Here is a 13338-nt window from a genome sequence, read left to right on the forward strand (position 1 = left end):
ATGTTTTTATTTACAGAAATAAATCCCACACTATACCAAATCTAACCACAAAATCTCGGTAAGGTTGTGAAGGAGCTACATAATTATTATTATCATCAAGTAAGAAAATAACATTCTCTAGCTTTAAAAAAAGACGTGCTTGAGATATTTTTGCGTTGAAAAAATAATCTAAGCGATGAAATCCTTCTAATTCTAACTCTTCCTGAACATAAGTTTCTGATAAAACTGGATCGTAACCATTGGCATAAAAATCTGTAAAATAATTGTAAGTGAATCCAGTCTGGAGATATAAGGCTTTATCGAACCAATAATCTTCAAAATAAAGTGAGTTTCTGGTCACAAATTCTGGAACTCTGAACACAGTTTCACCTTCAAATACATTTTGATACATTATGGTATTTGCTAAATTAAACTTCCCGAAATTAAATTTTCGATCTGCTTTCATTTTAAAATAACCTACATGATCATTATATTGAAATGGCTTTATTTGGGTAGACTCTTCAGTATTTCCATTTGGATCATCTACGCTGGCAAAGTATGTGAAATTATTAATTTGAGTTAAGTGAGCCGTGAGGTTTACCCATTTTCTAGAAGTTAGCTTTAATTGTAAATCTTGCTTTTGTATATTATCAAAATCATTTTGCCAATTATAATTTACATAATCACTTTGAAACAACAGAAAATTAAAATTTGGGGCGCGAGAATTAATTACTAAAGATGCTTCAATTTTATTTAAAGTATCTAATTGATAATTCGCCTTAGTTTTAAGGTAATTTCCTGAAAATTCATCTGAAAGGTTAATCATGAGATCTCCTGTTAAATCGAAACCTCCAATCTTCTTATGATACCTTCCTCCTACAGAAACTACATCTCCTCTAATTCTATTATTAATAGTTCCTTGATCTAATATGAGTTTGCGCTGATAGCCGTAATTGTAATTGCTATGTTTTATTTGAAAAGCAATATCACCTAACAAATTATTGAAATACTGTACATATAATAGATTACTTACGCGTTGATACTCTACCTCATCACTAAGGTTACTATTTTTATATGATTTTCCATATCCGTTAAAAGGATTTGTCTGACTATACCTATACTCTTTATCTGTAAAATTAAAGGTATGCCCTACTCTAATTTGATTGTTTTGTGTAGAATCGTTTCCCTTAACAACTTTGTAATGCTGCTTCACGTAAAATCGTTTAGTAAACAACATATTCTCTGCATCTTCAAAATTCACCTCAAAAAGAGAACGATCACTAAACTCTTCGTCTTTTGATTGGTATTGCTGATTAGAAACCGCCGTTAAGCCTCCATTTTCCTCGTTATTAGTATCTTGTGAAACAAAATGCGTTTTTAAGTGATACCGATTATTTTTGCTTTGATAGCTTAGTCCAAAGCGAAAAGCGCCTTGGCTAGCCATAATATTTTGATAATTCCCCAAAGACCTCAAACCACGATAAGCGATTGAAAAGTTTAAACGCGGGGTTAGATTGGTGGTAAAAAAGGCATCTACATTTTGTCCTTGCTCTAATGTTGTTTTAAAAAATAACTCGGTTAAAGGTGTAGGTACATTATAGTAAAAAATATCTTCTACATCATAATAACTATAATGTTTTTCTCTAGCACCAATATCTGGCAGTAAATCTACTTCATCAAAATCCCAAGCCAATCGGGTATAAGCTTGTCCGATATTAGAAAACGGAAGTAATTCAAAATTATCTTTTCTTAAATAATTATACTTATAATCTTTATAGATGGTAAGTGTAGTATCTACATAAGTAGTATCATTTTCTATAGAAATTATTTTATAATCTTCTACCGGTGGTTTTTCTCTGTTATCTACTACAGTTTTTGGTGCTTGACCAATATCTCTATTATTATTTCCCATAAGATTACCACTTCCTCTTCCCCGTTGCAGCTCTACTTGAGCAACACTAGAAAAAGAAATCACTAAGAAAAAAATAAGGCTAATTTGTTTAATCATATTCATATATCACTGCGGCAAAAGTATAATTTTTTAACGAATGTAATTTCGATTAATTGCTTTAGCTTTTAATAAGGCTCAATTTATGTAAATTTGCGTTATGCTAAAGTTGAAATACCATAAAGATTTAATTGAATGCGGAACCGATGAAGCCGGAAGAGGATGTCTTGCAGGACCTGTGACCGCTGCTGCAGTTATTTTGAAAGATAATTTTAAAAATAAACTTTTAAATGACTCAAAGCAACTTTCTGAAAAAAACAGGAATTCTTTACGTCTTTTAATTGAAAAAAAAGCCGTTTGCTACGGGGTAGCTCATGTAATGATGGAAGAAATTGACGAAATTAATATTTTAAATGCTTCTATTTTAGGAATGCATCGTTCCATAGATCAACTTCAAACTATACCTGAACATATTGCCGTAGATGGAAATAAATTTAAAGCATATCAAGAAATACCTCACGCCTGTATTATAAAAGGTGACGCGAAGTTTTTAAACATAGCAGCCGCTTCTATTTTAGCCAAAACTTATCGAGACGAGTATATGGCAAAAATTCATGAAGAATACCCTATGTATAATTGGAAGCAGAACAAAGGTTACCCCACTAAACAACACCGAGAAGCTATAAAAAAATACGGCATCACAAAATATCATCGTAAAAGCTTTCGTTTATTACCAGATCAACTCGCTTTAAAGCTTTAGATATATTGTTTTTAATTTTTAATTTTGTTTAACAGAAATCTATAGCAATCCTGCTACATTTACCATCTCTGAATTTTTGTCTTATGAAATATTTCCTCTTTTGTTTTTTAACTCTTATTTTATTTTCTGCTTGCCAAAAAGAGACCAAAGCACCTTCAGAATTATTCAGTTTTATTCCCCCAAACACGGCTATCATTTTAAAAAGTGATAACCTTAAAGAACTTGCTGAAACCTTAAATAAAAATGAATTAATTCATACCAATCAAGCTTCTCCTATTTACAAGCGTTTTCACGAACAATTTAAATCATTAAAACATATAAAAACTTTTGGCAAAAGCTTGTTATGTCTAAATAAAGTAGGGAGAAAACAAGTAGCCATCACCATCTTAACTGAAAAAGAAATTGAAATTAACTTAGATAGCATAAAAGATAAAAAAGTAGAAACCTTTAATTATGATTCGAAAGAAATTAAAAAGTTTACGTTAGAAGCAAACGAAACCTTTAGCACACAGCTTAACAATATCTATGTCTACAGTTCTTCTAAATTAGTATTAGAAAACATAATTAGAATTTATGAAAACCAATTACCACAAGACCCGACATTAGAAAAAATTTACTCTGCAGCTTCAAAAAAGCATGCGGTATTTATTCATCAGGAAGAATTTAATGAGATTTATGACATACTGTTTCCTAATGGAAATAATAACTATCTTAAGAACTTTTCAGACTGGACGGTGCTTGACCTAGACATTAATAAAGATGAAATACATCTTAACGGAGTTTCTTCGGCTACGATTCAAGATAATAGAACTTTAAATTTATTTCAAAATATAAAACCACAAACTAATGAACTTGCTGCTGTAGTTCCTAATTCTGCGTTGGGTTATGTAGCCTTTACCTATGATAGTTTTGAAAACTTAAAATCTAACTTAACAGATTATAGAGCTAAAGAGTTGGCTCCGCTTCAAAATGAAAGCTTTTTCAATTCTATACAAGAGGTGGGTGAAGTTTATTTTTCAGATCAAACTCAGGCAATTATTTTAAATTCTATAGATGCTAACATTTCTACTGAAGCGCTTTTAGCCTATCAGGATATAAGTTCAGAATTTAGAGGAGTTAGTATTTACAATTTCCCAGATAAAGAAAACATTTTTGAAGCTTACCAGCCACTTATTAAACAAAAAGAGTTGACTTACTATACTGTTTTAGATCACTATTTTATTTTCGCCAAACAATTAAAAACGTTAGAAAATATCATTGCGAGTTATCAAAACAGAACAGTCTTAGAAAATAGTGAAGCTTTTCAAAACACCAAAGATGAGTTAAGTGACGAGTCTTCTCTTTTATTAGTTACTATCAATGAAAATTTCAAAAAAAACCTAGCCAATAGAGTTGAAGATAATTTAAAAGAACCGCTGCTAAATCTTAAAGTCAATGATTTTAAAATAGGTGCGTTACAATTTATTTACGATAATAATTTTGCCCACGTAAATGCAGTGATGCAAAAATCAAAAGCCAATCACTCTCCCCAACAAATTTCGCAAATTAACAGCATTAAACTTCCTGCAAATTTAGCAACAAGACCACAGTTTGTTAAAAACTGGAAAACTAAACAAATGGAAATTGCAGCTCAAGATGAGAGTAACCTATTATTTGTTTATAAAAATAACGGTGAATTACATTGGAAAAAGCAATTAGACAGCAGAATTGTTGGAGACATTCAGCAAATAGATATTTATAATAACGGGAGGCTACAACTTATTTTTGCTACTCAAAACCAGATCTACATTTTAGACAGAAACGGAAACCAAGTTAACCCATTCCCTCTAAAATTTAATAATACGATTACCCAAGAGCTTTCTGTATTTGATTATGATCATAACAGCGACTATAGATTTGTTCTTACACAAAACAACCAGATGAGTATGCTTAATAAGGAAGGTAAAAAAGTAAACGGTTTTAAGTTCTCTACCACCGATTCTGAATTATTACAATCTCCAAAACACATTAGAATAGGAAGAAAAGATTATATTTTGGTAAATGAAATGAATGGAACGCTTCATATATTAAATAGAACTGGAGACATTCGTGTTCCTGCTAAAAAAGACTTTAATTTTTCTAAAAACAAGTGGTATTTGTATAAAAACTTATTTACTACCACCAATATTAATGGAGAATTAATACAAATTAACGAAAGCGGAAAAATAACTACTAAAGATTTAAAACTCACCGAAAACCATAATTTCTTAGCTAATAATACAACCTTAATCTCTTTTGATGAAAATGAATTAATCATTAACGGAAAAAAAGCTCACTTAGATTATGGCTTATACACGTCTCCGCAACTTATTGAAACTAATAACAAAACCTACATTGCTATTACCGATACGCAAACAAGTAAAGTTTATTTGTTTAACAACAATGCTAATTTAATTGAAGGTTTCCCAGTATATGGAAATTCTAAAGTTAGCATTGCCAACATGGACAATCGTGGCAAGTTAGAGCTTTGTGTAAAAGGTGAAGAAAATAGCGTACTTATCTACCAACTGAATTAATTAATCTCTAATCATTTCAGCTTCAAAAAGATCTGCAAAATGTTTTAATAATTTTTCTTTCACTTCAGGAATATTGATTTCGGTTTTGCCTAACTCAACATTTAAAGAAGTAACAGCTTTACCTTTAATTCCGCAGGGAATCATATTGTCAAAATAACCTAAATCTGCATTTACATTTAAGGCAAAACCATGCATGGTTACCCAACGGCTAGCACGTACACCCATAGCACAAATTTTACGAGCAAATGGTGTATTTACATCTAACCACACGCCAGTTTCACCTTTACTACGTTCTGCTTTCAAGCCATATTCGGCTAATGTTCTAATAACCATTTCTTCTAAAAAACGCAAGTATTTATGAATATCAGTAAAAAAGTTATCTAGGTCTAAAATAGGATAGCCTACAATTTGCCCAGGGCCATGATAAGTAATATCTCCGCCTCTATTCACTTTATAGAATGTTGCATTTTTTGCCGCTAGTTCTTCTTCAGAAATTAAAAGATTAGAAAAATCTCCACTCTTCCCTAAAGTGTAGACATGAGGATGTTCTACATAAAGAAAATGATTTTGAGTAGCCACGGTTTTATTCTCTTTGCGATTACTACTTTTAATTTGAAGTAGCTCTTGAAAAATTTCTTCTTGAAACTCCCAAGTTTCTTTATAATCTTTAATCCCTAATTCTTGTACAGCTACTTTCTTGTTCATCTGTTTGAGCAATTTAATGAAGTGAGATATTAGTAGTAATAACGCATTATTCACTTATTTGTGTGCAAAGTTACAATTAATTTATCAGGTGAAATAAAAAACCCCAATGCTAAATGCTCTGGGGTTTATGCGAATATAATTAGAGTTTATCGAATTATAAGCTTTCTAGTCACTTCTGATTTTTTTGACTGCAATTGAAGAAAATAAACTCCACTTAATAATTCTGAAACATTAATTTGGTTATTATTCTTCAGTTCTTTTTCAGAAAAAGTTTTTACTATTTTTCCATTAATAGCATAAATTTTGACACTATCAATATCTAAATTATTATCCAATCTAAAATTAATCACTCCCGAAGTAGGATTAGGATAAATCGAAAAGTTAGCTTGTAAAAAAGTATTGGTAAATAAAGCAACTTCAGTATCCAAATAATCTGGAATACCATTATTATTGGTATCATCATCTGTAGGGTCGCCATTATTGTTATAATCTTCATCGGCGGTTAAGATTCCATCGCCGTCATCGTCGTCGTCCAAATAGTTAGGGATTCCATCGCCATCTGTATCGTCATTAGCTAAATTTCCGTCACCTTCACTAATATTATCAAAAGATCGGTCTTCTTCACCTAACTCACCATCTACATCTTCACCTTCATTATCTACTAAATCACCGTCCTCGTCTTCATCACAAACTAAAACTTGTATTGAAAAAGAAGTGGTAGCATAACAACCACTTTGAAAATTTCCCACTCCAACATAAATTGTTTGTGGGTTTGCAGTATTAGTAAATAATGAAGAACTTACTATTGGATTAGTCCCTGTATCTGCATCAGCTTGACTGAGGTAAAAATATAACTCCGATATACTACTATTTATATTTTCTAGAATTATAGGTGAGTTAACAGTAAGATCAAACTCGGCTGTGCCATCACCCATATCGCAGTAAACTAAGGAAGGAGCTTGATTTATATTGAGCTGGTTAGTAACATAAAGTTCTAATTGAGTAACAACATGTTCATCATTTGATAAATTGTCTACTCTTGAATAGATGGTTTGATGGTACGCAATTGTATTTATATAACTTCCCTGTAAAGGATTAATGCCATCTACTGCATCTTGTAAATCTTCATAATAGTTGACAGTATAATCATTCGGATTTTGGCCATTCAAAACAATTGGATCTGCTACTGTTAAATCAAATAAAGCTAAACCATCATTATCATCATCACACATTTCAATAGAGCCCGATGCTCCTGATGTTTGAGAAAATGCATGAACTGAAATTAAAACAAAAAGAGATAGTAGTAATTTTTTCATAATTAAAAATTTTCAGGTTAGTATATATAAAACAACTCTAAATAGAAAATCCCCCTTTAATCATATTTACAAATCTTCGTAAAATGCTCTCCTCCTTTTTTGATTGATAACTTCTTAGTAATTATCTTTGCCCCTTCAAAAATAGAAACTGTATTATGCAATTATCTGAACAAGAACTTGTACGTAGGGAAAAATTAAGCTCCCTTAGAAAGTTAGGCATCAACCCTTATCCGGCAGAGTTATATCCGGTAAACCACACTACAACCAAAGTCAAACAAGAATTTGAAGAAGGCAAAAAGGTGGTCATTGCAGGTAGACTTATGTCTAGAAGAATACAAGGTAAAGCTTCGTTTGCAGAATTGCAGGATTCTACCGGTCGTATTCAAGTGTATTTCAATAGGGATGAAATTTGTCTAGATGAAGATAAAACACTTTATAATGATGTTTACAAGAAACTATTAGATATAGGAGATTTTATTGGTATTGAAGGCGAATTATTCACTACTAAAGTAGGAGAAAAAACCGTGATGGTGAAAAATTTCACTTTGCTAAGCAAATCATTAAAACCGCTTCCGCTTCCAAAAGTAGACAGAGAAGGAAATGAGTTCGATAAATTTAACGATCCAGAAATGCGTTACCGCCAGCGTTACGCAGATTTAGTAGTAAACCCAAAAGTAAAAGATGTTTTTGTAAAACGCACCAAGCTTTTTACGGCAATGCGTAACTTCTTTAACGATAAAGGTTATTTTGAAGTTGAAACACCAATCTTACAATCGATTCCTGGTGGTGCAGCCGCAAGACCATTCGTAACGCATCACAATGCATTAGATATTCCTTTGTACTTAAGAATTGCTAATGAGTTATATCTAAAAAGATTAATTGTTGGTGGTTTTGATGGCGTTTATGAGTTTTCTAAAAATTTCAGAAACGAAGGAATGGACAGAACCCACAATCCAGAATTTACCGCTATGGAAATTTATGTAGCCTATAAAGACTACAACTGGATGATGGATTTTACAGAGAAGCTTTTAGAACATTGTGCAATCGCTGTTAACGGAACTCCTGAAACTAAATTTGGTGAACACCAAGTAAATTTCAAAGCTCCTTACAAGCGTATTACTATGACCGATGCGATTAAGCAATTTACAGGTTTTGATATCACTGGAAAAACAGAAGATGAACTTCGTGAAGCAGCCTTAGGGATGAATATAGAAGTTGACGAAACGATGGGGAAAGGAAAATTAATCGATGAGATTTTTGGAGAGAAATGTGAAGGAAATTTTATTCAGCCAACTTTCATTACCGATTATCCAAAAGAAATGAGTCCGCTTTGTAAAGAACACCGTGAGAATCCAGAATTAACCGAGCGTTTCGAGTTAATGGTATGTGGTAAAGAAATTGCCAATGCCTATTCTGAATTAAACGACCCGATCGATCAGCGAGAACGTTTTGAAGAACAATTAAAATTAGCACAGAAAGGAGATGATGAAGCAACCGAGTTTATCGATCAAGATTTCTTAAGGGCTTTAGAATATGGTATGCCTCCTACTTCTGGTTTAGGTATTGGTATGGATCGTTTAATTATGTTCTTAACCAATAACCAATCTATACAAGAAGTTTTATTTTTCCCACAAATGAAACCTGAACGCAAAAAGGTAGAATTAACTGAAGAAGAAAAAACGGTAGCAGATTTATTAAAAAAAGAATCTCCGCAAGAGTTAGAAACAATTAAAGCAGCTTCAGGCTTAAGCAACAAAAAATGGGATAAAGCCATTAAAGGTTTAAGAAAACATAACCTTGCTAATGTTAACAAAACTGATAATGGTTTGTTTGTGACCTTAGAAAAATAAAATTAATTAAGAATATAAAATTTATTACTATTTATAAAAAGGGATCTTTCAAATTTGAAGGATTCCTTTTTTTTTGGAATAAATAATTCTATAAAGTATCCGAAAACAATACAATTAACATTTTTTTAATATATATATATCCGTAGTTTCGAGAACCTGATCAGACTAATGTTTAATTATTTAACTTTAATTTTATGAAAAAAATTAAAAATTACTTACAGATTTCTCTTATTCTATTATTTTTATCTTCATGCTCAAATGATAATGCAGTTGAGGATACTAATTTTGAAGAGAATCAAAATACAATTATCAAAACAGATAATCCTGTTTATAAAAATCAAAATTATTCTGAATCAGAAATTAACATTTATAAAATTAAACGAATATACTATGACAAAGCTACAAATCAAGAAATCCCAATTAGTTTTCGCATAGGATTATCAGAAGGTAGTGATAATTTACAGTTCTTTGATATTTCAGACAATATACTCAAATTAAAAGGTATCACAAAAGCTGAGCTTGAAGCTGAATTAATAAATGTTGCAAATGGTGGAGATGATGATGATGATGATGATCCGAATGACGGTTTATTACCTCATGCTAAATGTATAGAGACTTGTAAAGATAAACACAAAAAAGGCGAAGGCAGAGGTAGCTGCAAGGCAAATTGTTGGGTAGACACAGGAATTAAAATATTAACTTTAGGGTTAGTAGGTTAACCATTGCAAAAATTAATATTTTAATTACAATTTTAAAGAGGCTTTCTAAAACTCATCTTATAAAGCCTCTTCAATTTAATATAGAAATTGATGAAATATTTAAAATTTTCTTTACTAATTATTTTCACATTTACGTTTATTTCTTGTACTTCAATTCTTCTTAAGCTTATTACCTCAAAAGAAATAAAAACTAAAGTTTTTTATAATCAAGAAAAAGATAAGACGCTAGTAATTTTTCCCATGTTACATATTAACCATCCTGAGTTCTATGCAGATGCAAAAATTAAGTTAGAAAAACTTCGACAACAAGGATATACTGTATTTTTAGAAGGTGTAGCCCTAGAAGACTCAACTGCTTTTTCATCTCAGCAAATAGACACAATTACACGCAAGATGAGAAAAATTACGGGGTATAACTTGAGTAACTATAAAAACGAGGAAAACAAGTCTATTCCAAAAGCTATCAGAAATAGCAAATATATCTCTGAAAGCCATGAAAATATGGGAATACAACCCGAAGACATCACTGTCGATATTCGGATGAATGAGTTGATTGAGATTTATGAAGAAAAATACGGCCCTATAAAATTAACCACCTGTGATTGGCAAACGGATTATTTAGAAAAATATGAATGCGAACCTGTTCCAAAAGTTCGTACAGACGATATCCTTGTTTATACTAGAAATGATACTATTGAAAAGCGAGTTTACGAATCTAAACTAAAAAAAATTGCCTTAGTATATGGCAGCAAACATTTTCAGTTTATAACGGGAGGTTTTAGGCATAATGGCTATAAAGAAATTGACACGTTAGATTTATTTGATTAATTTTTTAGATGAAAAAAAGTCGACAGAAATAATTAACGTGAATTAATCCTTTGTAATATAAGTTTCAGACTTTTAAAGGAACCATTCTTCTTAGATTGGTTCCTTTTTTTTAATAAACGATACTTTCCCACCGTTCAACTAAAGCAATATTAGTTTCAACAAAAATATAATCTTGAAAGAGAAAAGATATTGTAATTTCAGTCTACTAAAAATTTTTATTATGTCTGTAAATACTCAATACCTAAATCAGAATACTTCTAATAATAAGCTTAGCTTAATAGAAGAATATAAATTATTAAGCTTTCAAGCTTGGGATTTAAAACAATTAGATCCAGAAGAAAGTGACTTTTTAGAATATCAAGCCTTATTGCTATTACAAAAGATAAAATTCATGTTCGGCTAATTTAATTATTATATTAGTTAGATGAAAAAGTGTATTCCTAAACAAACTTCTCTTTTGTATTCTTATTTTAAGGTAAGTATTTGGCTTTACATAGCTCTACTTTTATTTATTGCTGAAAGTGTTCTTTATAAAATTCAACTAAATAGAGCTCAAGAACTTGATAACGATATTTACACTTTGTTTTGGTTAGGCTGTTTTTTATTCTCTTTTACACATATTTTTTTGGTTTTATTAGACAGTTGGTCTCGTTTTCAAAACTATAAACGACTTAAAGATCAGCTTTTCATGTATGGTTTTCAAGCTAAAATTGCTAACAACTATAAGGTCTCCAAATGCCAGCGTCGAGCTTTAAAAGTTGCTTGCTATGAGTTAAACTTACAATATGAATATCATAGGTATCTCAACCTTTGTCATATAAAGTGGTATCATTTTATACCATACTTTATGGTAGAAGACCCACTGTTTTTATTCAAGAAGCATTTCTGGAGCCGAACATTTTTAGAAAAGCCTTATGTTCCAAAATTTGATTACAAAGAAATTTATATTGAAATACTATCTTTTCAAAATAACAAAGAGAAACTACCTTGGTGATCCTCTTTTTTGATTTAAATGTTTACTTTTCACTGTGATAATATTTTAAATCTCTAGTGTTTTTTTGTACACAAATGGCTGAATACATACTCAATACAAAAGCCATCCCGTAAAAACCTTTTTCACTAAGTTCTAAATCTGCGTTCCATAAACCAATAACCAGTAATAAAATTGAAGCGATCGTAGTAAACCAGCTTATACCATAATAAATTTCAGTCACAGGAATACCTTCTTGTTTATCGCGTACGTTTTTTTGAACAGAAATAACTGAAAACAATCCAAATAAAAGAATAGCGAAATAATAACCTTTCTCATTTAACCACATAGTCGCATTCCACAATCCTATGCAGTAAGAGACCATTCCTGTAAATAATGCTACCCAAGATGCAGACATAAAAGCTCCTGTAGGTTTTCCTGAATGTGCGTTTAAAATAGTTTTTTTTAAGGCTTTACTATTTTCTTTTTCCTCTGAGTTAAAAGTTTGATTTTCCATAATACTAATTTTTATGTTTAATCAAAAATGAAGAAAACCATTTCAATTAAAAAAGCTATTTTTAATTGAAACTTACGACTTAATAAACTAAATATAAAGTTAAACTCTATATTTACAGATATTAATGATTTTAAAACTTATGACTTAACTGAAGCAAATTAATAAGCTAATTGAAATATTAACTGAAAAAGAAAAAAAGGATTTTGTAAAATTTCTAAAGGTTAAGGATAAAACTAATCAAAAAAAAACATTCAACTTTTAAACCTTATTATTCAAAATCCTAAAGTTGATAGTTTTTCTACAATTATATATCCCAACGGAAATAATAATGCATACCATGCGCTGTGCAAAAGACTGCAAGATAGTGTACTGGATTATTTAGCAATTAAAGGCTTTGAAAATGTGAATTCTGCAGAGCAAGAGTTATTTAAAAAAATCTTATCTGCAAAAATATTATTTGAACATCGCTTATATAAAATTGCTTTTAGACTCTTAAGTGTTGCCGAAATAAAAGCTATCAATCTAGAACTGTATAGTATTCTAAATGAAATCTATACGACTATATTACAATATGCACATCATTATCATTCAGAAAAAATATCTTTAAATCAACTAATGAAAAATTATTAAAGAATCAACAGCAACAACAAATAGAGTTACGCTTACAAATGGTTTATGCAAAATTGAATCACGAGTTCCAGCAAAATTCAATCTTAAGTCTTCAATCTATTCAAAACACTCTCAATCAGCATCAAATTGAATTAGAGGAAAACCTTACCCATAAAGCTCTACATCAAATTATTACTATTTTTGACATCAAGTCTAAAGTAGAAAGTAATTATTTTTCTAATCTTAATTATTTTAGACATTTATATGATCTCGTTAACAAAAAAAATTTACACCAACGTCATGTATTTTATCACATAGATATTTTACAGCGCTTAAGTTACGCTTATTTTAGAAGTAGAAATTTTGAAAATTTTGAAAAAACACTTCATGATTTTGAAACTGTATTAACCTCAAGTGAATTATTTCTTAACCAATTTAAAGAAGACCTTTTACTATCTAAGTTCAAGTAATAAGTGCAAAATTAATGTTTAAAACTCTTGGGGCTAGCCCCAAGAGTTTTAGGAACAATTGTTATATTAATCTTGCATGAAAAAATACAAGCAATTGACCACCCGCCAAAGG

General features: G+C 30.6%; 12 protein-coding genes. 8 read left to right on the plus strand and 4 right to left on the minus strand.

Annotation, left to right across the window (positions count from 1 at the left end):
• Nucleotides 1–10 precede the first annotated feature (10 nt).
• A complete protein-coding gene (locus tag KW502_RS14625; RefSeq protein WP_255554274.1) occupies nucleotides 11–1987 on the minus strand; it encodes a putative porin in 1977 nt (658 codons plus the stop codon).
• A 100-nt stretch (nucleotides 1988–2087) separates the two neighbouring features.
• Here KW502_RS14625 and rnhB point away from each other — a divergent pair, with 100 nt between their 5' ends.
• Nucleotides 2088–2687: a ribonuclease HII gene (rnhB, locus tag KW502_RS14630; RefSeq protein WP_219041302.1), complete on the plus strand. Its 600-nt coding sequence runs from the start codon at nucleotides 2088–2090 to the stop codon at nucleotides 2685–2687.
• Nucleotides 2688–2770: 83 nt separating this feature from the next.
• Nucleotides 2771–5242, plus strand: coding sequence for a hypothetical protein (locus tag KW502_RS14635; RefSeq protein WP_219041303.1), 2472 nt, complete (start codon nucleotides 2771–2773; stop codon nucleotides 5240–5242).
• Here the strand turns inward: KW502_RS14635 and lipB are convergent, their stop codons facing one another.
• Nucleotides 5243–5947 (minus strand): lipoyl(octanoyl) transferase LipB, encoded by a 705-nt coding sequence (lipB, locus tag KW502_RS14640; protein ID WP_219041304.1) that lies wholly within the window; start codon nucleotides 5945–5947, stop codon nucleotides 5243–5245.
• A gap of 146 nt (nucleotides 5948–6093) precedes the next feature.
• Complete coding sequence (locus KW502_RS14645; protein ID WP_219041305.1) at nucleotides 6094–7263, minus strand: T9SS type A sorting domain-containing protein; 1170 nt, start codon at nucleotides 7261–7263, stop codon at nucleotides 6094–6096.
• Between the two features lie 155 nt (nucleotides 7264–7418).
• On the opposite strand from KW502_RS14645, the gene lysS reads away from it, so the two are divergent.
• The 5 genes from lysS to KW502_RS14670 all read left to right on the plus strand — a co-directional run bounded on the left by lysS (nucleotide 7419) and on the right by KW502_RS14670 (nucleotide 11654).
• Nucleotides 7419–9113, plus strand: a complete 1695-nt coding sequence (gene lysS / locus KW502_RS14650; protein WP_219041306.1) for a lysine--tRNA ligase — start codon at nucleotides 7419–7421, stop codon at nucleotides 9111–9113.
• 194 nt (nucleotides 9114–9307) lie between these two features.
• Entirely contained in the window at nucleotides 9308–9832 is a 525-nt protein-coding gene (locus tag KW502_RS14655; protein ID WP_219041307.1) for a hypothetical protein, read from the plus strand.
• 90 nt (nucleotides 9833–9922) lie between these two features.
• Entirely contained in the window at nucleotides 9923–10660 is a 738-nt protein-coding gene (locus tag KW502_RS14660) for a hypothetical protein (RefSeq protein ID WP_219041308.1), read from the plus strand.
• 220 nt (nucleotides 10661–10880) lie between these two features.
• The gene (locus tag KW502_RS14665) at nucleotides 10881–11063 is read left to right on the plus strand and encodes a hypothetical protein (protein WP_219041309.1); all 183 of its coding nucleotides are present in this window, start codon (nucleotides 10881–10883) and stop codon (nucleotides 11061–11063) included.
• A gap of 21 nt (nucleotides 11064–11084) precedes the next feature.
• Nucleotides 11085–11654, plus strand: coding sequence for a hypothetical protein (locus KW502_RS14670; RefSeq protein WP_219041310.1), 570 nt, complete (start codon nucleotides 11085–11087; stop codon nucleotides 11652–11654).
• 22 nt (nucleotides 11655–11676) lie between these two features.
• Here KW502_RS14670 and yiaA read toward each other — a convergent pair whose 3' ends face one another.
• A complete protein-coding gene (gene yiaA / locus KW502_RS14675; RefSeq protein WP_219041311.1) occupies nucleotides 11677–12147 on the minus strand; it encodes an inner membrane protein YiaA in 471 nt (156 codons plus the stop codon).
• Nucleotides 12148–12830: 683 nt separating this feature from the next.
• On the opposite strand from yiaA, the gene KW502_RS14680 reads away from it, so the two are divergent.
• Complete coding sequence (locus tag KW502_RS14680) at nucleotides 12831–13226, plus strand: hypothetical protein (protein WP_219041312.1); 396 nt, start codon at nucleotides 12831–12833, stop codon at nucleotides 13224–13226.
• Nucleotides 13227–13338 lie beyond the last annotated feature (112 nt).

This window comes from Mesonia aestuariivivens (genome assembly GCF_019311235.1).
In the GTDB taxonomy this organism is placed as follows: domain Bacteria; phylum Bacteroidota; class Bacteroidia; order Flavobacteriales; family Flavobacteriaceae; genus Mesonia; species Mesonia aestuariivivens.